At 67.8% G+C, this 22,099-nt stretch carries 17 protein-coding genes and 1 riboswitch; of the genes, 4 read left to right on the plus strand and 13 right to left on the minus strand.

All coding sequences use genetic code 11. The features are described from left to right. Positions 1 to 30: 30 nt before the first annotated feature. From cbiB to btuB, 6 genes are all read right to left on the minus strand, one after another. Positions 31 to 960: an adenosylcobinamide-phosphate synthase CbiB gene (cbiB, locus tag J7J50_RS21345; protein ID WP_215059785.1), complete on the minus strand. Its 930-nt coding sequence runs from the start codon at positions 958 to 960 to the stop codon at positions 31 to 33. Between the two features lie 5 nt (positions 961 to 965). After that, positions 966 to 2,345 (minus strand): cobyrinate a,c-diamide synthase, encoded by a 1,380-nt coding sequence (locus J7J50_RS21350; protein ID WP_215059687.1) that lies wholly within the window; start codon positions 2,343 to 2,345, stop codon positions 966 to 968. Beyond that, the gene (cobO, locus tag J7J50_RS21355; RefSeq protein WP_215059688.1) at positions 2,345 to 2,992 is read right to left on the minus strand and encodes a cob(I)yrinic acid a,c-diamide adenosyltransferase; all 648 of its coding nucleotides are present in this window, start codon (positions 2,990 to 2,992) and stop codon (positions 2,345 to 2,347) included. The genes J7J50_RS21350 and cobO overlap by 1 nt, the downstream gene beginning before the upstream one ends. Beyond that, positions 2,989 to 3,507, minus strand: coding sequence for a hypothetical protein (locus tag J7J50_RS21360; protein ID WP_215059787.1), 519 nt, complete (start codon positions 3,505 to 3,507; stop codon positions 2,989 to 2,991). Before J7J50_RS21360 ends, cobO begins: the two co-directional genes overlap by 4 nt. A 141-nt stretch (positions 3,508 to 3,648) precedes the next feature. Continuing rightward, positions 3,649 to 4,239: a hypothetical protein gene (locus J7J50_RS21365; protein ID WP_215059690.1), complete on the minus strand. Its 591-nt coding sequence runs from the start codon at positions 4,237 to 4,239 to the stop codon at positions 3,649 to 3,651. Positions 4,240 to 4,295: 56 nt separating this feature from the next. Further along, on the minus strand, positions 4,296 to 6,134 hold the full coding sequence (gene btuB / locus J7J50_RS21370) for a TonB-dependent vitamin B12 receptor (protein WP_251047331.1): 1,839 nt from the start codon (positions 6,132 to 6,134) through the stop codon (positions 4,296 to 4,298). A 180-nt stretch (positions 6,135 to 6,314) separates the two neighbouring features. Next, a riboswitch (cobalamin riboswitch) is annotated at positions 6,315 to 6,558 on the minus strand. A gap of 144 nt (positions 6,559 to 6,702) precedes the next feature. On the opposite strand from btuB, the gene J7J50_RS21375 reads away from it, so the two are divergent. The 4 genes from J7J50_RS21375 (at position 6,703) to J7J50_RS21390 (ending at position 13,024) form a co-directional block, all read left to right on the plus strand. Then, entirely contained in the window at positions 6,703 to 7,458 is a 756-nt protein-coding gene (locus J7J50_RS21375) for an SDR family oxidoreductase (RefSeq protein ID WP_215059694.1), read from the plus strand. A 378-nt stretch (positions 7,459 to 7,836) separates the two neighbouring features. Beyond that, on the plus strand, positions 7,837 to 10,221 hold the full coding sequence (locus J7J50_RS21380) for a TonB-dependent receptor (RefSeq protein ID WP_215059696.1): 2,385 nt from the start codon (positions 7,837 to 7,839) through the stop codon (positions 10,219 to 10,221). Between the two features lie 206 nt (positions 10,222 to 10,427). Then, entirely contained in the window at positions 10,428 to 12,470 is a 2,043-nt protein-coding gene (locus tag J7J50_RS21385) for an amidohydrolase family protein (RefSeq protein WP_215059698.1), read from the plus strand. 152 nt (positions 12,471 to 12,622) lie between these two features. Then, a complete protein-coding gene (locus tag J7J50_RS21390; protein WP_215059700.1) occupies positions 12,623 to 13,024 on the plus strand; it encodes a hypothetical protein in 402 nt (133 codons plus the stop codon). Positions 13,025 to 13,134: 110 nt separating this feature from the next. Here J7J50_RS21390 and clpB read toward each other — a convergent pair whose 3' ends face one another. The 7 genes from clpB to rluD form a co-directional block, all read right to left on the minus strand. Beyond that, positions 13,135 to 15,720 carry an ATP-dependent chaperone ClpB gene (clpB, locus tag J7J50_RS21395; protein ID WP_215059702.1) on the minus strand — a complete coding sequence of 862 codons (2,586 nt, stop codon included), beginning with the start codon at positions 15,718 to 15,720 and terminating at the stop codon, positions 13,135 to 13,137. Between the two features lie 450 nt (positions 15,721 to 16,170). Next, the gene (gene gloA / locus J7J50_RS21400; protein ID WP_215059704.1) at positions 16,171 to 16,701 is read right to left on the minus strand and encodes a lactoylglutathione lyase; all 531 of its coding nucleotides are present in this window, start codon (positions 16,699 to 16,701) and stop codon (positions 16,171 to 16,173) included. A 55-nt stretch (positions 16,702 to 16,756) separates the two neighbouring features. Further along, positions 16,757 to 18,364, minus strand: a complete 1,608-nt coding sequence (locus J7J50_RS21405) for a hypothetical protein (protein WP_215059706.1) — start codon at positions 18,362 to 18,364, stop codon at positions 16,757 to 16,759. Positions 18,365 to 18,800: 436 nt separating this feature from the next. Then, positions 18,801 to 19,502 (minus strand): DUF4166 domain-containing protein, encoded by a 702-nt coding sequence (locus tag J7J50_RS21410; RefSeq protein ID WP_215059707.1) that lies wholly within the window; start codon positions 19,500 to 19,502, stop codon positions 18,801 to 18,803. A gap of 18 nt (positions 19,503 to 19,520) precedes the next feature. Beyond that, entirely contained in the window at positions 19,521 to 20,339 is an 819-nt protein-coding gene (locus tag J7J50_RS21415) for a hypothetical protein (RefSeq protein ID WP_215059709.1), read from the minus strand. Next, complete coding sequence (gene pgeF, locus J7J50_RS21420; RefSeq protein ID WP_215059711.1) at positions 20,336 to 21,127, minus strand: peptidoglycan editing factor PgeF; 792 nt, start codon at positions 21,125 to 21,127, stop codon at positions 20,336 to 20,338. The genes J7J50_RS21415 and pgeF overlap by 4 nt, the downstream gene beginning before the upstream one ends. Next, positions 21,124 to 22,098 carry a 23S rRNA pseudouridine(1911/1915/1917) synthase RluD gene (gene rluD, locus J7J50_RS21425; RefSeq protein ID WP_215059712.1) on the minus strand — a complete coding sequence of 325 codons (975 nt, stop codon included), beginning with the start codon at positions 22,096 to 22,098 and terminating at the stop codon, positions 21,124 to 21,126. The genes pgeF and rluD overlap by 4 nt, the downstream gene beginning before the upstream one ends. Position 22,099: the final 1 nt, after the last annotated feature.

The following is a 22,099-nucleotide window of genomic DNA, read 5'->3' on the forward strand; positions in this document are numbered from 1 at the left end:
TGCAGTCGTGTGGTGCCGACGCGGCCGGCCTCATGCATCCGCATACAGCCACCAGCCGAAGGCGAGCAATAGAAATCCGCACAGCCAGTACGCGGTGCCGCGCACCACCAGACTCAGCGCGCGCATGATCGAATCCGCATCCGGCGCCGCGCCCTCGCCCAACAGCGGCCGCGATTCCCACACGCCGTGATACGGCGCATCGCCGCCCAGCCGCACCCGCAGCGCGCCCGCGCCGGCGGCCATCACCGGGCCCGCGTTCGGGCTGTCCCAGGCGCGCGCCTGGGTGCGCCAGCAACGCAGCGCGCTGCCGGTGTGGCCGAGCGCGGCGTAGGTCATCGCGGTCAAACGCGCGGGAATCCAGTTGAGCGCGTCGTCGATGCGCGCCGCCGCCCAGCCGAAGCGTCGATAGCGCGCGGTGCGATAACCCCACATCGCATCCAAAGTGTTCGCCAGCCGATACAGCACCGCGCCGGCCGGGCCGAGCACGGCGAACCAGAACAACGCCGCGAACACCGCGTCGCTGCCGTTCTCCAGCACCGATTCGGTCGCCGCCGCGGCCACGCGCTCGGCGTCGAGCGCTTGCGTATCGCGGCTGACGATGCGCCCGACCGCTGCGCGCGCGGCCGCCAGATCGCCGGCGGCCAGCGCGGCGGCGACCGGCGTGGCGTGCTCGCTCAGGCTGCGCAGGCCGATGGCGAAATACAGGGCCGCGGCGGCACAGGCGCAACCGGCCCACGGCGACCATTCAAGCAATTGCCGCTGCAACCACCACACCGCGGCGCTGAGCGGCACCACCGCGAGCAACCAGGCCATCACGCCGCGCACGTGGCTGTCGCGATGCAGGATCGATTCGATCGCCCGCGCCAGCCGTCCGAACGCCACCAGCGGATGCGCGCGCCGCGGCTCGCCCAGCAGCGCATCCAGCAGCACGCCGGCCAGCATCGCCAGGGCCAGCGGCATGAGATTCATGGCAGAAACAGTGACAGGGCCGCGGCAGGGTTGGACGGAAAATAGAAGTGAACGAAGCTCGCGGTCAGGCGCTTGCGCCGATACACTGCTTCGCGGCTGGGGCCGCCGTTGGGGTTGCTCGAATCGGCGATCGCCTCGGCCTGGATTTCGGCGCGCGCGTAGTGGAAGGTATGTCCGCGCAGTTCGCCTTCGGCCAGCGTCACCGCCTGCAAGCCCAGCGCCGCCAGACGCGGCTGGATCGTCGCGCTGCCGCGCAGCAGACCGGCCATCGCGGCGCTGGCGCCGTCGCGGTCCTGCAAAGTGTCGAGCGCGTACAACAGGCCGCCGCATTCGGCCAGCACGGGCTTGCCGGCATCGACGTGCGCGTGCAGTGCGTCGCGCAGGCCGTGATTGGCCGACAGCGCCGCCAGATGCAGTTCCGGATAACCACCGGGCAACCAGACCGCATCGCATTCGGGCAGGCCGTCGCCGGCGATCGGCGAGAAGAACGTCAGCTCGGCGCCGGCGGCGCGCAGCAGCTCAAGATTCGCCGGGTACAAAAAACACATGGCCGCGTCGCGCGCGATCGCGATGCGGCGGCCGGCGAGCGCGCGTTCCACCGCGGCTTGCGCGGCCGGCGCGAACGTCACCGGCGGCGGCAATTCGATATCGGCATGCTCGGCCCAGGCATCGGCGAGCGCGTCCAGGCGCGCGTCGATATCGCCCAGTTCGCCGACCGCGACCAGACCCAGGTGACGCTCCGGCAACGCCAGCGCGGGATCGCGCGGCAACGCGCCGAGCCAGCGCAGATCGGCGGGCAGACTCTCGCGCAGCAGTTGCGCGTGATAAGCGCTGCCGATGCGGTTGGCGGCGACACCGTACACGCGCACGCCGTCGCGATAACGCGCCAGGCCGGTGGCGAGCGCGCCGAAGGTCTGCGCCATCGCCGAACCGTCGATCACCGCCAGCACCGGCACGCCGAGTCGCTCGGCCAGATCGGCGCTGGACGGCGTGCCGTCGAACAAACCCATCACCCCTTCGATCAGGATCAGATCGGCCTCGCCCGCGGCCGCGTGCAGACGCGCGCGCACGTCGGCTTCGCCGCACATCCACAGATCCAGTTGCTGCACGCGATGGCCGCTGGCGCGTTCGAGCACCATCGGATCGAGAAAATCCGGCCCGGTCTTGAACACCCGCACGCGCCGGCCCTGGCGCGCATGCCAGCGCGCGATCGCGGCGGTGACGCTGGTCTTGCCTTGGCCGGAGGCCGGGGCGGAGACGAGCAGCGCGGGGCAATCTACGGGAATCGGGAATGGGGAATCGGGAATCGGAACGGCAAAAGCCTGCGTCGTCTTGGCTGTTGCGATTCCCGATTCCCCATTCCCGATTCCCGCCATCACAACTCAATCCCCTGCTGCGCCTTGATCCCGGCCTTGAACGCATGCTTGATCACGCGCATCTCGGTGACGGTGTCGGCCGCTTCGATCAAGGCATCGGGCGCGCCGCGGCCGGTGATGACCACGTGCTGGCGCGGCGGCCGCGCCGCGACCGCGGCCAGCACGTCGTCGAGGGCGACATAGCGGTGGGCCAGGGCGATGTTGAGTTCGTCCAGCAGGACGAAGTCGTAGGCTTCGTCGCTCATCATCCTGGCCGAGATCGCCCACGCCGCCTGCGCCGCGGCGATGTCGCGCTGCTTGTCCTGGGTCTCCCAGGTGAAACCCTCGCCCATCACGTGGTAATCGAGTTCCTCGAAACGGCGGAAGAAGGCTTCTTCCCCGGTCGAAAAACTGCCCTTGATGAACTGCACCACGCCGCACTTGAAGCCGTGGCCGAGCGAACGGGCGAGCATGCCGAAACCGGAGGAACTCTTGCCCTTGCCGTTACCGGTGTTGACCACCAGCACGCCGCGCTCGATGGTCGCCTTGGCGATCTTGCGATCGATCAGCTCCTTCTTGCGCTGCATGCGCTCGCGGTGTTTTTCCTCGCTCAGGCCGGCATAGCCGGCGCGGTCCGCGGCCTGCGCGTCGTCGCCGGGCGCGCTCATGCCGCCGCTCCGAAGCGATCGCGGGCATCGACCAGACGCGCGACCGCGTAGACCGCGAAACCCACGCCGACATAACCGGCCAACGTGCCCAGAGTGCGCGGGTAGTACTGCGGGATGCGATCGATGAAGCCGGCCAGCGAGGCGTCCGGATAGCGTCCGGAGAGGAAATAGAAACCGCCCTTGGAGATCAGGTACGCCACCACCGAAGTCGCCAGCAGCACCAGCACCAGTCGCGGCACGCTGCGCCAATGATCGTGATGCATGCGCGCATAGAAGCGTCCGCCCATCCACAGCGCGCCGTAGGCCAACGCCAGCGCCCAGTACGCCGGCGACAGGCACCAGTCGGTGACCCGGCCCAGCGCCAGGCTGGCCAGGTCCAGCAGCGAGGACAACACGAACAAGGCCGGAAACACCCAGCCCGGCCGCAGCATCGCCCCGGCCAGGAAGAACACCGTCCACGACGCGCTGGGCAGGGCGTCCACGGTGGCGAAATGCTGGCCGCGCGTGCAGATCATCAACACGGCCAACAGCGCGGCGGTGGCGATCTGCGCGTTGCGCGAGCGCAAGGGCAGGACCGCATCGCTGGGGGCAAGCAGGATCGACATGTTCGAACTCCCGAATCGACTGGCAAAACCGATAAGCGTCACCGCGGGCGGTCAGACCCGGGTGCGCGACTGCGCCGCGTGCGCCGGCGCGAAGCGCGCGATCAGCGCATGCACCAGGAACCCGCTGGCGATGTAGATCATGGTGGTGCGCACGAACAGCGGCCCCCATCGCCACAGGCGCGCCAGATATTCATCGAGGTTCGGATGCGGATAACGGCCGCCGAACCAGTAGAAGGCGCCGTTGGAAATCAGGAACGACACGGTCGCCGCGACCAGCGCCAGGCCCAGCCCGATCGCCACCGCGCGCCCGTTCGCGGCCATGCGCGGCGCGTACATCCGCCCGGCGTACCACAGCACCGCGTAGGCCAGCAGCAAGGACGCGTACGACGGCGTCACGCAGTAGTGCTGGTAGAAGCTCAGGCCGCGGCCGGTGATGGCGACGTAGTCGATCGCCACCGCCAACAGCATGAAACCGGCGAACAGCGCATGCCGGCGCAGATATACGCCGCCGAGGAAGAACACCGCCATCGACGCGTCGGGCAGGTGCAGCGCGCTGCCGAAGTGATGGAAGCGCGTGGCGATCATCAGCGTCAGCAAGATCGCGACGATGCTGGTTTTCACGGGCACGGACAGGTCGTTCATCTCAGGCTCTCGGTCGAAGCCGGCCGCGCGGACGCGGCCGGGGTGGCGCGGTGGCATCAGCGAAGGGGACGGTAACGCAGCGTCAGCAGATAGTTGCGGCCGGGCTGATTGTAGAAGGCCGCGGTTTCGTAGTGCCGGTCGAACAGGTTATTGGCCGAAAACTGCAAGCTCCAGGCCGCGTCGAAGGCATAGCTCAGGCGCAGGTCGGTCAGAGCATAGCCGCCCAGGCTGCGGGCGTTGGCCAGGTCGTCGTAGCGCTGGCCGGCGGCGTAGACGCTGGCGCCGAACGATACGGCGCGGGCGGCGCCCAGCTCGAAGCGGCGGTCCAGGTCGATGCGCGCGCTGCGGCGCGCGCGGCGCGGCAGGTAGTGGTCGTTGTAGCTGCTGCGGCTGTCGTTGCGCGGGTCCAGCCAAGTCGCGCTGGCGCGCAGGTCCCACTCGGCCAGGCGCGTGTCGAGCGCCGCTTCCAGGCCGCGGATGCGCGCGCGATCAACGTTGCCGGGCACGCCGCGCGATGCGTCGTAGGCGATCAGATCGTCGATCCGGGTCTGGTAGGCGTTGAGCGACCACACCTGCCGGCGCTCCCCGCCGAAGCTGCCGCGCAGCCCGAGCTCGAAACTGCGCGAGGTTTCCGGCGAAAGCTCCGGATTGCCGTAACCGGGGAAGTACAGCTCGTTGAAGGTCGGCGCCTTGAACGCGGTGCCGTAGCTGGCGGTCAGGCGCAGCGATTCGGCGAAATCCCAGCCCCACAGCACGCTGCCGGTGGTTTCCCCGCCGAACTGGCTGTCGTCGTCGCGGCGCAGGCTGGCCTGCAGCGCATGCGCGCCGAAGTCGCGCTGCCATTGGCCGAAGGCGCCGCGCAGGATGCGATGGTCGCGCGCATAGCGAGTGTTGCTTTCGATCTCGTCGCGCTGCCAGTCGAAGCCGGCGCTCAGCAGATTCTGTCCGAGGCTGAAATCGCCCTGCACCGAACCCAGTTGGCGACGCGTATCGAAGGTGCTCGAATACTTGCCGTTCTTGTAGTTGTCGCTCAGATCCGCGCTGCGCCCGGCGTTGAGGGCGATGCTGACGCGGTCGCTGGGCGTGTAGCGCAGCTTGGCGCCGGCCACTTGCTGCACCGCGTCGGTCTGATTGTTCTGGCTGCCGTCGTAGAGGTTGTTGCTCTGGGCGCGGAACACGCGCGCCTCGGCGTCCCACTGTTCGTTGAAGCGGTAGCCGCCCTGCACGGTCAGCGAACTGTTGCGGTAACCATCGCGATCGGGCGAATAGGTGAAGCAGCCCGCGCCGCCCGGCGAGGGCTTGCCGCGGCAGGCGTTGATGCCGTCGGTGTCTTCGTGCGCGGCGTTGATCGAATACCAGCCGCGCTCGCCCTTGCCGGCGACGCCGGCGGAGCCGCGATGGGTCTGGTTGCTGCCCAGCGACAGGCTGAAGTTCGGCGCGAACGCGCCTTGTGGGCGGCGGGTGAAAATCTGCACGACGCCGCCGATGGCTTCGGAGCCGTACAGGCTGGAGAACGGCCCGCGCACGATTTCCACGCGTTCGATCTGCTCGACCGGAATGTCCTGCAGCGAAGCCCCGCCGCTGGTGGCCGAGCCGAGCTTGATGCCGTCTATCAGCACCAGCACGTGATCGGATTCGGTGCCGCGCAGGAACAGCGAGGTGGATTTGCCCGCGCCGCCGTGATTGGCCAGCGATGCGCCCGGCGTGCCGCGCAGCAGGTCCGGCAGCGAGGCCGGCTGCAGGCGTTCGATGTCGGCGCGATCGATCACCGTCACCGCGGCCAGGGTCGCGTCCTGGGTCTGGGCGGTGCGGCTGGCGGTGACCACGACCTGATCGATATCGACGGCGGTATCGGCGCTGGCGCCGAAGGCGGCGCCGGCCAGGGCGGCGCACAAAGCGGGATTGAGGACAAGCCGCGCGGGGCGCGACGCAAATGCAACGGCAACTACAGACGCAATCACTGGCAGGTCTCCACGGCCGCGCCTCACCCGCGCGGTCCAGACTAGGTCGAGACACACGAAGAGCGGCAAGGGAGGCAGGCGCGAGCGCAGGATTCCCCAGACACGGCCCTCCGCCTGTCGGTTCGCGCTCCGGGCCGGTCTCCGGGCTCGCGAGCGGAAGCGATCGGCACGAACACCGACCGCGGTTCCCGCAACGCGCCTTCCCGTGCATCAGCACAGTGGCCAAGAGCGTTGCGTTGACTCGCCTACCGTTGCGGGGGCAGCTCCGGCTTGAGCGTTCGGCATGAGCCGCGCGCCACCGGATTCCCGTTTCAATCGCCCGACTGTGTCGGCGATCACCTTGAGCGCGGGCATCTTAACAGTGCCGGCCGGTGGCGGCGCCAGGGCATGGGCCGCTCAGGGGCGCATGCCCGGCCCCTCAGGCACATTTCAGACGCGTCTGATTCATTCGCGGGCGCGGTCCGTGGAGCATGCACTCATCCGCCGCGACCCAATCCCGCCCATGAACGCCACCGACTTGCGCCTGAGCCCCGCCCCGAGCGTCCGCAGCCTGATCCTCGGCGCGCAGTCGGGTATCGGCCGCGCCCTGTCGGCACGCCTGTCGCGCCGCCGCGGCCAGCTGACCCTGGCCTGCGCCGATCTGCGGCAGCTGGACGCCACCGCCGACACGCTGCGTCCGCTGGCCAAGTCCAGCATCGACACCTATCAGGCGCAGTTGGACGACGCCGACAGCTTGCGCCGCCTGTTCGAACGCGCCGGCCAGATCGACCACCTGATCATCGCCGCCAGCGCCCCGGCGCCGGCCGGCCCCCTGGCCGAACTGGACCTCGATCAGGCGCGGCAAGCGTTCGAACGCAAACTGTGGGGTTCGATCCAGGCCGTGCAGCTGGCCCTGCCCTATCTCAGCGGCCACGGCAGCGTGACCCTGACCAGCGGCATCGTCGCGCGCAAGGCCACGCCCGGCGCGCTCGCCCGCACCGTGATCAACGCCGCGCTGGAAGCCAGCGTCAAAGTGCTGGCGCGCGAACTGGCGCCGCTGCGCGTCAACGCCATCAGCCCGGGCCTGACCGACAGCGACGGCTACCACGGCATGGAATCGTTCGCGCGCATGTCGGCGCTGGCGCGCGCCGGCGAGAAACTGCCGGTCGGCCGCATCGGCCGCACGGACGAAATCGCTTCGGCCTATCTGTTCGCGATCGACAACGCCTACGTCACCGGCACGGTGATCGACGTCGATGGGGGCGCGTTGATCGCCTGAGCCGCCCCGCGGCGCATGTCGCCGCACCCTCTTCCGGACGCCGGGATCGCGATTGATGCGACCCGGCGTTTTTTTTGGGTCGGGATATTGGGGACTCGGGACTCGGGACTCGGGACTCGCGAAAAGCGTAGCGCGGCGATCGGGTTCCCTCGCGGCGGATCTGTCTGAGGCTCGACGGTCGCGGTGAGGTCGTCCACTCCAAGTCTCGGCCGAGTCCCGAGTCCCGAGTCCCGAGTCCCGAGTCCCGAGAGCCAAAAGTGCGGCGTTTACCACTTTTTGGCTACTTGCGTTAGGCACAGCTTGGCCGCTTTATTGACCCGCTTGTTATAAGCGTGTTAAACCCGATTGCCATCGATGTCACCCCCACCAGGAGTCTTCATGCACGCCAGTCGCAAGCTCACCGGACCCCTTCACCCACTGGCCCTGGGCCTGCTGATCGCATTCGCCGCGCCCGCCGCCTTCGCTCAGGACGCCGCGGCTCCGCAAGGCGATCCCAAGACGCTGGATCAGGTCATCGTGACCGGCACCCGCGTGTCCGACCGCACCGTCGCCGAATCGACCGCGCCGATCGACATCATCACGCCGGAAACGCTCGAAGCCAGCGGCACGGTCGAACTGGCCACCGCGCTGGCGCGTGCCCTGCCCTCGCTGAACTTCCCGCGCCCGGCCATCACCGACGGCACCGACGCGGTGCGCCCGGCGCAGTTGCGCGGGCTCGCGCCCGATCAAGTGCTGGTGCTGGTCAACGGCAAGCGCCGTCACACCACCGCGCTGATCAACCTCAACGGCAGCCAGGGCCGCGGCTCCTCGCCGGTGGACCTCAACGCCATTCCGATCGCCTCGATCGAGCGCGTGGAAGTGCTGCGCGACGGCGCCTCGGCGCAGTACGGCTCCGACGCCATCGCCGGTGTGGTCAACATCGTGCTCAAGGGCAGCGATTCGGGCGGCAGCATCGCCGCGCGCTACGGCCAGTACAGCGCCGGCGACGGCGAGCAGTACCAGTTGTCGGGCGATGTCGGCCTCAAGCTCGGCGAAAACGGCAAGGTGCATCTGGCCGCGCAAGGCGGACATCAGGACCAGACCAACCGCGCGCGCCCGTTCCAGGGCGTGGTCGAACAGCGCTACGGCGATCCCGAGATCGACAGCGGCGCGGTGTCGTACAACGGCGAATACAAGCCGACCGACTACCTGACCTTCTATTCCTTCGGCAGCTACAGCAAGCGCGACGTGCTTTCCAACGGCTATTTCCGCTTCGCCGGCGATGCGCGCAACATCCCGTCGATCTATCCGAACGGTTTCCTGCCGCAGATCCACAACATCAGCAAGGACCGCGCCGCGGTGGTCGGCCTGCGCACCGAGACCGCCGGCGGCACCCAGATCGACTTCAGCTACAACTACGGCCACAACGGCCTGACCTTCGACATCGAGCACACCCTCAACCGCAGCCTGGGCCCGACCTCGCCGACGCAGTTCTACGCCGGCGCGCTGGAAGTGACCCAGCATGTGTTGAACCTGGACTTCACCCGGCCGGTGGATTTCGGCTGGCAGTACCCGGTGACTTTTGCCTGGGGTGCGGAATGGCGCGGCGAGGAATTCAGCCAGCGCGCCGGCGAACCGCTGTCCTACGCCAACGGCGGCGTGCCCGCCTCCAACGGCCAGATCATCCCCGGCGCGCAGGTGTTCTCCGGTTTCCGCGCCAGCGATGCCGGCGAGTTCGACCGCCACAGCTATTCGCTTTACGCCGATGTCGAAGCCGACCTGACCGACAAGTTCTCCGCCGGCCTCGCTGCGCGCTACGAGAGCTACAGCGATTTCGGCGACACCACCTCGGGCAAGCTGTCGGCGCGCTACGCCTTCACCGACAAGGTCGCGCTGCGCGCCACCGCCTCCACCGGCTTCCGCGCGCCGTCGCTGCAACAGCAGTATTTCCAGTCGATCGCGACCAATTTCATCAGCGGCATTCCGTATGAAATCGGCACCTTCCGCGTCGATAACCCGGCCGCGGTCGCGCTGGGCTCCGAGGCGCTGAAGGCCGAGGAATCGACCAACTACAGCCTGGGCCTGGTGCTGCAGCCGTCGGACGGCTTGTACATCACCATCGACGCGTACCACATCACCGTGGACGACCGCATCCTGCTGTCGGAAAACCTGACCAGCGCCGCGGTGCGCAATTACCTGCAGGCCAACGGCTATCCGGGCATCGGCGGCGGGCGTTACTTCACCAACGCGGTCGACACCAAGACGCAGGGCGTGGACATCGTCGCGACCCAGGCCTGGGATTGGGCGTCGGGCAAGTTCAACCTGACCCTGGGCTACAACTACTCCAAGACCGAGATCGAGAAGATCGCGCCCAACCCGGCCCGCCTGGCGGCGATCGATCCGAGCGCGGTACGCATCGGCCGCACCGAGATCGGCCGCATCACCAAGGGCGCGCCGAAGGACAAGTTCTTCCTCGCCGGCGACTGGAAAACCGGCAACTGGAGCTTCAACGCCACCGCCACGCGCTACGGCGAATTCACCGAACTGCATGCGATCGATCCGCTGCAGGACCAGACCTACGGCGCGAAGTGGACGCTGGATCTGGCCGCGACGTATCGCTTGAACAACTGGGACTTCACCGTGGGCGGCGACAACGTGCTCAACGAATATCCCGACGAGCAGAAGCTGGTCCTGGGCACCCGCAACTACCTGCCGTACAACACCGCCTCGCCGTTCGGCTTCAACGGCGCCTTCGCTTACTTGAAGGTCGGCTACAAGTGGTGAGTTGAGACGCAGGCAACCGGCACGACCCGACGGCCCGGACTTCCGGGCCGTCGTTTTTTGCGGGATTTTGCATTCTTCCGGCACATACCCGGGCGGCCCGGATCGGCTATATACCAAGCCTGCCGCCGCACGCACCGGCCGTCGCCGGGCCCGGGCAAAGTGCGCGGCTCCGCACATCGCCCCTACGCAAAGCCGAGGCCCACGCCATGCGCATGACCGCTCCGCTGTTGCTGTCGCTCGTCCCGATGATGCTCGCCCTGGCCGTGTCCGACGCCCTCGCCGCGCCGGGCAAGCGCGAACAGACCGTGCTGATGCAAGGCAAGCCCGCCGGCCAGCAGAGCGTGGACACCGCCGCCGACGGCAGCGCCCAGGCCGAATTCCAGTACCACGATCGCGGCCGCGGCGATCACATCAAGAGCCGCTGGACCCTGGACGCCGCCGGCATCCCGACCCAGTACGACGCCGAAGGCAACAACTACCTGAAAGTGCCGATACGCGAGCATTTCAGCGCGCAAGGCGATAAGGCCAGCTGGAAGAACGACAGCGAACAGGGCGAGAAAACCCTGAGCGCGCCGGCCTTCTTCCTGCCGCTCAACGCGACGCCGGAAATGCAGGCCGTGCTGGTGCGCGCCCTGCTCAAGGCGCCGGGCCGCAAGTTGGCGCTGTTGCCGGCCGGCGAGGCGCGGCTGGAAGACGCCGGCACGTTCGACATCGCGAGCAAGAGCGGGCCGCGGCGCTTGTCGCTGTACCGCGTCGCCGGCATGAACTACACGCCCGACTCGGTGTGGCTGGACGCGAACGGCGACACCGCGGCGGTGATCTTCTCCTCCGGCTGGGTATCGGTGATCGCGCCGGAGTTGGCCGATTCGCTGCCCAAGCTGATCGAATTGCAGGACAACGCCGGCGCGCAGTGGTCGTTGCGCATGGCGCGCGAACTCACCCACGCGCCCAAGGGCCCGCTGCTGATCCGCAACGCGCGCCTGTACGATCCGCGCGACCTCACGGTGACGCCGAACACCAGCGTGCTGGTCGAAGGCGAACGCGTCATCCGCGTCGCTGCGGACGCGGCGATGAAAGCGCCCGCGAACGCGGAGATCTTCGACGTCGGCAATCGCTTCCTGATGCCGGGACTGTGGGACGTACACAAGCATTACTCCGATTCCGACGGCGCCATGGACATCGCCAACGGCATCACCAGCAGCCGCGATCTGGCCAACAACACCGACGCGTTCCTGGAAAAGATCAAGCGCTTCGACGCCGGCACCGAGATCGGCCCGCGCGTGCTCGCCGCCGGTTTCATCGACGGCCCCGGCCCGTATGCGGGGCCGACCAAGATGCTGGTCGCCACGCCGGAAGAAGCGATCAAGGCGGTGGACTGGTACGCCGACCACGGCTACATGCAGATCAAGAGTTACTCGTCGCTCAAACCCGAGTTGGTGCCGGTGATCGCCGACCGCGCCCACGCCCGCGGCCTGCGCTACAGCGGCCACGTGCCGGCGTTCATGTCGGCGAAGCAGTTCATCGAAGGCGGCGCCGACGAGTTGCAGCACATGCTGTTCGTCGAACTCAACTTCATGTACCCGCGCGTGCAGGACACCCACACCATGGCGCGCCTGACCGAAGTCGGCGCGCACGCGGCCGAGTTCCCGCCGGACAAGCCGGAAGTGCGCGAGTTCATCGAGTTCCTCAAGCGCCACCACACCGTGATCGACCCGACCATGGGCATCGAAGAGGATCTGTTCGCCGGCAATCCGCAGGACAAGACGCCGCCTGGCCTGAAGACCGTGGCCTCGCGCCTGCCGCCGCAGGCGCAGCGCAATCTGAGCTGGGGCGCGCTGAAGGCGCCGAAGGGCGAGGAAGAGGCTTACGCGAAATCGTTCCCGGCGATGATGCGCCTGCTCAAGGCGCTGTACGACGCCGGCGTGACCATCATGCCCGGCACCGACGCGCTGGCCGGCTACATGCTGCATTCCGAACTGGTGTCGTACTCGCGCGCCGGCATTCCCAACGCCGAGGTGCTGCGGCTGGCGACCTTGACGCCGTCGCAGGTGCTGGGCGTGGACAAGGACCGCGGCGTGATCGCGCCGGGCAAGTTCGCCGACCTGGTGCTGATCGACGGCGACCCGATCAAGAACATGGAAGACATCCGCAAGGTCGAGGCGGTGTTCAAGGGCGGCAAGCGCTTCGATCCGGCGCAGATCGAGAAGGCCTTGGGGATCGTGCCGCGCAAGGAGGCTGGCGGGAAGTAGCGCCGGCGCATGAGGTTCGATTCGCCTGCTACGCAACCGCGCAAACCACCACAGCGCATACGCACGGCCGGTCGAGCAACCACGGTCGCAAGTTCGCTCACGATCGCGCATCCTGCATCTGCATCCGTACCACGACGATCCAAGGCGATGGGATGAGCTACGACTTGATGCTGTTCGACCCAAGCGCCGCGCCCAGGGACCGAGCCGAGTTCCTGCGCTGGTACCGGGCCCAGGTACAGTGGTCCGAGCCGCACGACTATCGCGACCCCGCGACGACCTGTGCCCCGCTGGCCGCCGTGTATTTCGACCTGCTGCATGAATTCCCGAACCTGCACGCCATCGATTCCGACGGCCTGGACGAGGGCAACCTGAAGATCGCGGAATACTCGTTCGGATACGCGATCGTCTACATCGCGTTCCGCTGGCCGGTCGCCGACGCGGCGTACTCGACAGTGTCCGCGCTCGCCGAGAAACACGGGGTCGGCTTCTTCGACGTGACCGCGGACTATTACCCGCTGATATGGTTTCCGCCAGCGGCGCAGGACGCCCCATAACGACCGAGCCATACTGAGGCGCAAGTACGGCGGATGCGGCAATGACAGCCGCGTATAGCAGAACGACCCGCAAGCGCGGGCCGTTCTCGTTTCATCCGATCGCGATCGGATCAGGCCTTGCGGAACAACAGATGCCCCGCTTCGGCCTCGACCTGGATCGTGTCGCCGCTGACGAACTCGCCGCCAAGAATCTTCTGCGCGAGCGGATTCTCCAACTGCTGCTGCACCGCGCGCTTGAGCGGACGCGCGCCGTAGACCGGGTCGAAACCGACGTTGCCGATCAAGGTCAGCGCCGCATCCGACAAGGCCAGCTTCAGGCCGCGTTCGCCCAGGCGCTTTTCCAGGCCGTGCAGCTGGATCTTGGCGATCTCGCGGATCTGGCTCTTGTCGAGCGGATGGAACACGACGATGTCGTCCAGCCGATTGATGAACTCCGGACGGAAGTGCGCCTGCACCACGCCCATCACCGCCGCCTTCATCTGGGTGTAGCTTTCCGGCGTGTCGTCGCTGTTGAGCTCCTGGATCATCTGCGAGCCCAGGTTCGAGGTCATCACGATCACGGTGTTGCGGAAATCCACCGTGCGGCCCTGGCCGTCGGTCAGGCGGCCGTCGTCGAGCACCTGCAGCAGGATGTTGAACACGTCCGGATGCGCCTTCTCGACTTCATCGAGCAGGATCACGCTGTACGGACGGCGGCGCACGGCCTCGGTCAGGTAGCCGCCTTCTTCGTAACCGACATAGCCCGGAGGCGCGCCGACCAGACGGCTGACCGCGTGCTTCTCCATGAACTCGCTCATGTCGATGCGGATCATCGCATCGGACGAATCGAACAGGAATTCGGCCAGCGCCTTGCACAGTTCGGTCTTGCCCACGCCGGTCGGGCCCAGGAACAGGAACGAACCGCTGGGGCGATTGGGATCGGACAGGCCCGCGCGCGAACGCCGCACCGCGTCGGACACCACCCGCACCGCTTCGTCCTGGCCGACCACGCGCGCGTGCAGCGCCTGCTCCATCTTCAGCAGCTTGTCGCGCTCGCCTTCGAGCATCTTCGACACCGGGATGCCGGTCCAGCGCGCGACCACTTCCGCGATTTCCTCCGCGGTGACCTTGTCCTGCAGCAGCGTGAAGCCCTTGGTCTCGACTTCCTGCGCGGCCTTGAGCTGCTTTTCCAGCTCGGGCAGGCGGCCGTACTGGATTTCGCTCATGCGGCCGAAATCCTGCGTGCGCTGCGCCGCTTCGAGCTCGAGCTTGGCCTGCTCGATCTGCTCCTTGATCTTGGTCGCGCCCTGCAAGGTGGCTTTTTCCGCCTTCCAGATTTCTTCCAGGTCGTTGAACTGGCGCTCCAGGGTGGATATCTCGGCTTCCAGATCGGCCAGGCGCTGCTTGGATTCGGCGTCCTTCTCCTTCTTCAGCGCCTCGCGCTGGATCTTGAGCTGGATCAGCCGGCGTTCCTTGCGGTCGAGTTCTTCCGGCTTGGAGTCGATCTCCATGCGGATGCGCGAGGCCGCTTCGTCCATCAGGTCGATGGCCTTGTCGGGCAGCTGGCGGTCGGCGATGTAGCGATGCGACAAGGTGGCCGCGGCGACGATCGCCGGATCGGTGATCTCCACGCCGTGGTGTACCGCGTAGCGCTCCTTCAGGCCGCGCAGGATCGCGATGGTGTCTTCGACCGTGGGCTCGCCGACGAACACTTTCTGGAAGCGGCGTTCCAGCGCGGCGTCCTTCTCGACGTACTTGCGGTATTCGTCCAGCGTGGTCGCGCCGATGCAATGCAGCTCGCCGCGCGCCAGCGCCGGCTTGAGCATGTTGCCGGCGTCCATCGAGCCCTCGGCCTTGCCCGCGCCGACCATGGTGTGCAGTTCGTCGATGAACAAGATCACCTGGCCTTCGTTCTTGGACAGGTCGCTGAGCACCGCTTTCAGGCGCTCCTCGAACTCGCCGCGGAACTTGGCGCCGGCGATCAGCGCGCCCATGTCGAGCGAGAGCACGCGCTTGCCGCGCAGGCCTTCGGGCACCTCATTATTGATGATGCGCTGGGCCAGGCCTTCGACGATGGCGGTCTTGCCCACGCCGGGTTCGCCGATCAGCACCGGGTTGTTCTTGGTCCGGCGTTGCAGCACCTGGATGGTGCGGCGGATTTCCTCATCGCGGCCGACCACCGGATCGAGCTTGCCCGACTCGGCGCGCGCGGTCAGGTCGATGCAGTATTTCTCCAGCGCCTGCCGCTGTTCCTCGGCGTTTTCCGATTGCACGCTCTCGCCGCCGCGCAGCTTGTCGATGGCCGGTTCCAGCTTGGCCTTGGTGGCGCCGGCGGCCTTGAGCGCGCGGCCGACATCGCCGCCGTCGTCGAGCGCGGCGAGCAGGAACAGTTCGCTGGCGATGAAGGCATCGCCGCGTTGCTGGGCCAGCTTGTCGGTGACGTTGAGCAACCGCGCCAGATCGTTGCCGACCGAGACGTTGCCGGCCTGCCCCGAGACCTTGGGCAGCTTCTCCAGCGCTTCGCCCAGACGCTCGCGCAGCAGCGGCACGTTGACCCCGGCCTGGGCCAGCAGCGGCTTGGTACTGCCGCCGCTCTGGTCCAGCAGCGCGGTCAACAGATGCGCCGGTTCGATGACGCTGTGATCGCGCCCGACCGCCAGCGACTGCGCATCCGACAGGGACTGCTGGAAGCGCGAGGTGAGCTTGTCCATTCGCATGGAGGTTTCTCCGAAAGGTGTGGCGGCCGGGCGCGAGTGTCGCGCAGGGGCCGCGAATGACCTGTTAATGCGGGTCGGGGCGCAATCTTTCAAGCGAGCGCGGGCTGTGGCCGCCTTTGCAAAGGGGCGGCGCGCGGGGCTGGTGGAGGATGGGACGGTGCTTGGAGCGCGGGGGATTGGGGGCGGGTCGCGGTGATGCGGCTTTTGGAGCAACGGCAAAAGCGAATCCCCCCTATCCCCCCTTTTTCAAAGGGGGGAACGCTGGCGCGGCGGCTGGAAACACCCACGCACGCTAACTGTCGCCCACTTTGAAAAAGGGGGCGAGCGCCCGGCGTGGGTTCGAGGTTTGATCGACTCGATAGCGCGGGGGATTTGCTGTTGAGCGCAGAAGCAAAAGCGAATCCCCCCTACCCCCCCTTTTTCAAAGGGGGGAACGGCTCGCGGGGTGAATCAGGCCAGATCGGTTGGCTGCAGAATCTCGACCCAATACCCGTCCGGGTCCTTGATGAAAGCGATGTGCTTCATGCGCCCATCGCTCAAACGCTTCTGAAACTCGGCCCCCAACCGCTCGAAACGCGCGCAAGCCGCCTGCACATCCGGCACCGATACGCAGATATGCCCGAAGCCGCGCGGTTCGCTGTTGCCATGGTGATACGCGAACGCCGCATCGTCCTCGGTGCCATGGTTATGCGTAAGTTCCAGCACCCCGCGCTGACTCAACAACCATTCGCCGCGCGCCGGCTCTTCCGCGGGAATCTGCGCGGGATCGTTCACCAGCACCAGGAAGAACAGGCTGAACTGGGCCTCGGGAAAATCGCGCTTGCGCACCAGGGTGAAACCAAGCACGCGGGTATAGAAATCCAGCGACTTAATCGGATCCTTGATCCGCAGCATGGTGTGGTTGAACACGAAGTCGCGCGTGGCGGCTTCCGGTTGCGCGGTCACGCCGGGCACTGCGTTGAGTTCGTTCTGCAAGGACATGGCGTGGGGCCGTTCGAAAAGGGAATGGTGGATTTGAGGCCGCGGCGGCGCAGTCTCAAGCCGGCGGCGGCGCCGGCACCGGGTCGCGCTGGAAAGACAGCAGAACCAGCAAGACAGCCAGGCCGATATACGCGCCGATGAACTGCCAGGCGATGGTGCGCGACAACCCGTCCAACGCCCACGGCAGATACACGCCGCCGCGCGGATCGACCGAATGGATGATGCCGAACAAGGCCAGTCCCGCGCCCGCGAGCAGGAACGCCGCGGCGCGGCGCAGGCGGCCGTCGACCATCGCCGCGACCGCCGAGGTCCAGATCATCGAGGTCATGATGAAACCGTTGCCCAACGTCACGATCACCGCCAATTCCGGCAGGCCGTGGCCGTCGAGCGCGCTCATCAGCTGGGCGTGGTGATCCGGCGCGATCCAGCCCGGGTTGCCGGTCTTGATCGCGAGCATGTACGCCACCGACGGCAGGAAGCCGAACACCATCGCGGTGGCGTGCTTGCCCGGCGTCGCCTGAAACGCCTGGGTGGTGATGTCGAGCGCGACGTAGACGATGATCGGCGCCAGCACCGCCAGCGGCAGCCACTGCACCAGGCCCGAGACGATGCCGAGCATGCCGCCCAGGCCGATGAACAAACCCGTCAGCAATGTGTAGCCGCTGCGCGCGCCCATGTGCTTGTACGCGGGCTGGCCGATGTAAGGCGTGGTCTGGGCGACGCCGCCGACCAGGCCGGCGACCAAGGTCGAGAACGCCTCGGCCAGCAGGATATCGCGCGTGCGGTAATCGTCGCCGGCCGCGCGCGCGCTTTCGCTGACGTTGATGCCGCCGACCACCATCAGCAGGCCGAACGGCAGCAACAGCGGCAGATACGGCACGGTGTACGGCAGACCGTCGATGAAGCCCAGCGTCGGCAGCGGCAGGACGAAGTTCAGCGGCTGCGGCGTGGGGAAGGTGAAGCCGGGCGCGCCCAGGCCCAGCGCGCCGAAGCCGTAGAACAACACGGTGCCGAACACGAAGGCGACGAATACGCCCGGCAATTTGATCGGCAAGCGCCCCTTGGCGATCAACACGTACAGCAACAGCCCGAGCGTCATGAACCCGACCATCGGCGAGCGCAGGGTTTCGATCAGCGGCAGAAAGCCCATCAGCACCAGCGCCACGCCGGCGATCGAGCCCAGCAGGCCGGCGCGCGGAATCAACCGCGTCACCGCGTCGCCGAAGAACGACAGCACGAACTTGAGCAGGCCCATCACGATCAGCGAGGCCATGCCGAGCTGCCAGGTCGCGGTCGCCGCGGCGGTTTCGTCCATGCCCGCCTGCTTGAAGCCGACGAAGGCCGGGCCGAGCACCAGCAAGGCCATGCCGATGCTGGTCGGCGCGTCCAGGCCCAGCGGCATCGCGGTGACATCGTCGCGGCCGGCCTTGGCGGCGAGGCGCCGCGCCATCCAGGTGTAGATCAGATTGCCCACCAGCACGCCGAACGCGGTGCCGGGGAACATGCGCGTGTAGATGACTTCGGCCGGAAACCCGAAGATGCCGATCAGCGCGGCCGAGATGAAGCCCAGGATCGACAGGTTATCGACGACCAGGCCGAAGAAGCCGTTGAGATCGCCGGCGACGAACCACGAGCGCTGTTTGGTTGCGGTCCCGACGTTCACCAGCCGCGTCCCCCGTCCATAGCGCCGCCCGCCGACTCAGCCTGACGAAGAAACACAAGAACCGACAGCGGCGCGACCACGAAGTCGGAACACAGGGCTGAAGGAAACAAACTCACGACACTCATGGGCGGCACTCGGAATGCGGGAAGGGACGCCTCCTTGCTGATGGAGCCCGCGTTCCTTGTGCGGGGACGTGCCGGAGGAACGGGAATTCGGACCTCAGCAGAACGAGGTTCGCGGCCACTTGCAATTCGTGGTCGCCACCCAAGTCGCGAAGCCGCCGCGCTGCGAATGAAATCCGCGGAAATCCGCCGATTTCGCCGCTCCCGACACCGTCGCCACGCAGCATAGAACGTTGCAAGCCCGCCGCGCACCCGCGATGCGGAAACGCAGCGGCCCAAAACCCGCGCCGGAACGCCGCCGCGGCCCGCCTCGCTCAGCCCTCGACGTCCAGCCAGCCCTGGTAATGCACCAGCAGGCCGATGCCCGGCAGCGCCGCGCGCACGTCGAAGCGGTAACGGCCGTCGCGCTCGAACTCGCGCGCGCGCACGCCGCCGAACCAGCCCAGCGGCAAGGGCAGGCCGAGCGCGCGCACGCGCACCAGCCGCCAGGTCAGGCCGGGCTCGTTCGCGCCGTCGTCGGCGCCTTCGCTCATCGACAGGTGGCCCATGCCGGCCGACATCGGCAAGTGGTTCAACGCGGACGACACCGTCACCGCCGCGCCGGTCTGCAACGACAGCACGCCCGAGGCCGCCGCTTCCGGCAGCTCGCCGCTGAGTTCCAGCGCGAACGCGAAACGCATCGGCCCCAGGCGTTCGAACACTAAACCGTCGCGTTCGAGCAGGCGCGAGCGCATCGCCGATTTGCCGAAACGCCGCGTCCAGGTTTCGCCGCGCGGGCCGGCGTCGATCTCCACTTCGATCGGCCCGGCATGCGCCTTCGGCAAGCCGGCGATGCGCGCGAACAAGCGCGAGCACAGGCCCGGGCCGCGTTCGACCTCGGCTTCGCCGCGATAGCGCTGGCGCCCGCCGCGCCCGTGCAGCAGGCGCAGGGTTCGCGGCAGCAATACGAAACGCACGCCCAGCACGCGCGGATACAGTCCCTCGCGCGTTTTCAGGCGCTCCGGCGCGTTCTTCATGATCCGTGCTCCAAAAACTTACAGGCCGCGCAGGTCGGCCGGCACGGTGTATTCGCGGCCGTCGAAGGCCAGACGCGCGACGCGCTGGTGCTTGGACACCGGCAGATCGGCGCAGTCCTCGCCCTTGGCCACGTTGCGCCGGGCTTCTTCGACGCTGGCGACGCGCAAGCCGGCATAGCCGCGATCGCGCTTGGCGTCGATGGCGACGGTGCGCTTGACGGTCTCGAACTCGCCGGCGCAGTTGGTGTCCCATTCGCCGCGGTCCAGCGCCACTTCCAGCTTGCGCAACACCGGCCGCAGCGTGTCGCCGTCGGCGACATACAGATTCAACTGGGTGCTGCCGTAAGGATTGGCGCGCGAGGAACCGCTGTATTCGACCCGCACGCCGAACGCGGTGGTGGTTTCGTTGAGGCGGTAGCGCGCGGTGTCCAGCGTCAGCGCGCTGATGCGGATCGCGTCGGACTGCAGCGCCTCGTCTTCGCGATAACGCTGCAAGATGCGCGGCTGCTTCGAGTCGGCGACCAGCACTTCGAGATCGGCGGTCTCCGTATCGTTATCGGCGGCTTCATGACGCAACCTCACCGCGAGCAAGGTCTTGTCGGGCGAAGCCGGCCAGACCCTGCAGGCCACCTCGTCGGCCTTGATCCAGCGCGCGTTCTTTCCGGCGGTGCGCAGGAACTCGCCGTTGTCGCCGGTCTCGTCCGCGGCGCCGGGATAGGCGGCCTTGAGCAGGTCGTACACGCGCTCGTCGCAATCGGCCGCGGCCGCCTGCGCGCTGAAGACGGCGGCGAGGGAAAGCGAAAGCGACAGGACCGTCCGTTGGGCCTTGAGCGTCATGGTTGCATCCATATCAGAGTCGCCATGCGGCCGGTGCGGCGGTCGCGGCGGTGGGAATAGAAACGGTCGGGTTCGGCGATCGTGCACAAGCCGCCGCCATGCATATGATCGGCGGGCAGACCGGCCTGCGCCAGACGCATTCGCGCCAACGCGTACAAATCCACCAGCCAGTGCCCCGGCCGCGTCGCGACGAAGGCCGCGTCCGCGCCCGGATCGCGGGCGAGGAAGGCACCGCGCACTTCCGCACCGATCTCATAACGCTGCGGCCCCGCCGCCGGTCCGAGCCAGGCACGCAGGCGCTGCGGTGAGGTGCGCATCGCCGCGACCGTGGCTTCAAGCACGCCGTCGGCCAGACCGCGCCAGCCCGCGTGGGCCGCGCCGATCTCGCTGCCGTCTTCGGCCGCGAACAGCACCGGCAGGCAATCGGCGGTGAGGATGGCGAGGACGACGCCGGGCACCGATGTCGCCGACGCGTCGGCTTCGGGTTCGTGCGACTGCGGCTGGCGATCGGCGGCGCTGTCGTCGAAACGCAGCACGCCGGCGCCATGCACCTGATGCAGCCAGCGCGGCGCCGATGGCAATGTCGCGCGTTGCGCCAGCAGTTCGCGATTGCGCGTCACCGCGGCCGGATCGTCGCGATCGTTGCCGTAGCGCGTGCCGAGGTTGAAGCGATCGAACGGCGGCTGCGATACGCCCAGGCCGCCGCGCTCGGTGGTGAAGCCGTGCACGCGGGCCGGCAGCGGCCAGTCCGCGGCGAGCCACGGCGCCTGCCCGGCCGCCGCGCTCATCGGCCGGCGTCCACCGCCGCGCGCGTGTCGGCGCGCAGTTCGGCGAGCAGATGCAGCATGTCGGCCGGCACCGCGGCGCTGCAACGCACCGGTTCGCCGCTGACCGGATGCACGAACTCCAGGGTTTCCGCGTGCAAGGCCTGGCGCTTGAATCCGCGCAGCGCCTCGACCAGACCGTCGGTCGCGCTCTTAGGCAGCTTGAGCGGGCCGCCGTACAGCGGGTCGCCGATGATCGGGTGCTTGAGGTGCTGCATGTGCACGCGGATCTGGTGGGTGCGCCCGGTTTCGAGCCGGCATTCCAGCAAGGTGTGGGCGCGGAAGCGTTCGCGCAGGCGGTAATGGGTGACCGCGTCCTTGCCGTCGTCGCGCACGCCCATGCGCAGGCGGTCGCGCGGGTGGCGGTCGATCGGGGCGTTGGCGGTGCCGCCGGAGACCAGCGCGCCGACCACCACCGCCAGATACTGGCGATGGACTTCGCGTTCGGACAGCTGATCGACCAGCGAGGTGTGCGCCGGCAGGGTGCGGGCCACGACCATGACGCCGGAGGTGTCCTTGTCCAGGCGGTGGACGATGCCGGCGCGCGGCAGCGAGGCCAGCGAGGGGTCGTGGTGCAGCAGCGCATTGACCAGGGTTCCGGCCGGATTGCCGGCGCCGGGGTGCACGACCAGCCCGGCCGGCTTGTCGATGACGATGACTTCGGCGTCCTCGTAGAGCACGTTCAGGGCGATGTCCTCGGCCTCGGCGTGGGTCTGGGTGTCCAGGACCACGTTCAATTCCACGCTCTCCCCGCCCCGGACCGGGTCGCGCGGGCGGACCTCCTGGCCGTTCAGGCGGGCATCGCCGCTTTTGATCCAGGCCGCGAGCCGCGAGCGCGAATAATCGGGGAACAGCTCGGCGAGCACGGCGTCGAAGCGGCGGCCGGCCGCGCTGTCGGGCACGGTCGCGGTCAGGGTCTGGCGGGGTTCGCTCATC

This window comes from Lysobacter sp. ISL-50 (assembly GCF_018612875.1).
In the GTDB taxonomy this organism is placed as follows: Bacteria; Pseudomonadota; Gammaproteobacteria; order Xanthomonadales; family Xanthomonadaceae; genus Lysobacter.

Coding starts and splice junctions, on each gene's coding strand:
- gloA (WP_215059704.1), bottom strand. CDS start 16,701: ATGTCCTTGCAGAACGAACTCAACGCAGTGCCCGGCGTGACCGCGCAA.
- J7J50_RS21390 (WP_215059700.1), top strand. CDS start 12,623: ATGAGCTACGACTTGATGCTGTTCGACCCAAGCGCCGCGCCCAGGGAC.
- J7J50_RS21385 (WP_215059698.1), top strand. CDS start 10,428: ATGCGCATGACCGCTCCGCTGTTGCTGTCGCTCGTCCCGATGATGCTC.
- J7J50_RS21375 (WP_215059694.1), top strand. CDS start 6,703: ATGAACGCCACCGACTTGCGCCTGAGCCCCGCCCCGAGCGTCCGCAGC.
- rluD (WP_215059712.1), bottom strand. CDS start 22,098: ATGAGCGAACCCCGCCAGACCCTGACCGCGACCGTGCCCGACAGCGCG.
- cbiB (WP_215059785.1), bottom strand. CDS start 960: ATGCCGCTGGCCCTGGCGATGCTGGCCGGCGTGCTGCTGGATGCGCTG.
- J7J50_RS21415 (WP_215059709.1), bottom strand. CDS start 20,339: ATGACGCTCAAGGCCCAACGGACGGTCCTGTCGCTTTCGCTTTCCCTC.
- J7J50_RS21365 (WP_215059690.1), bottom strand. CDS start 4,239: ATGAACGACCTGTCCGTGCCCGTGAAAACCAGCATCGTCGCGATCTTG.
- J7J50_RS21380 (WP_215059696.1), top strand. CDS start 7,837: ATGCACGCCAGTCGCAAGCTCACCGGACCCCTTCACCCACTGGCCCTG.
- J7J50_RS21350 (WP_215059687.1), bottom strand. CDS start 2,345: ATGGCGGGAATCGGGAATGGGGAATCGGGAATCGCAACAGCCAAGACG.
- pgeF (WP_215059711.1), bottom strand. CDS start 21,127: ATGAGCGCGGCGGCCGGGCAGGCGCCGTGGCTCGCCGCGGACTGGCCG.
- cobO (WP_215059688.1), bottom strand. CDS start 2,992: ATGAGCGCGCCCGGCGACGACGCGCAGGCCGCGGACCGCGCCGGCTAT.
- J7J50_RS21410 (WP_215059707.1), bottom strand. CDS start 19,502: ATGAAGAACGCGCCGGAGCGCCTGAAAACGCGCGAGGGACTGTATCCG.
- J7J50_RS21360 (WP_215059787.1), bottom strand. CDS start 3,507: ATGATCTGCACGCGCGGCCAGCATTTCGCCACCGTGGACGCCCTGCCC.
- clpB (WP_215059702.1), bottom strand. CDS start 15,720: ATGCGAATGGACAAGCTCACCTCGCGCTTCCAGCAGTCCCTGTCGGAT.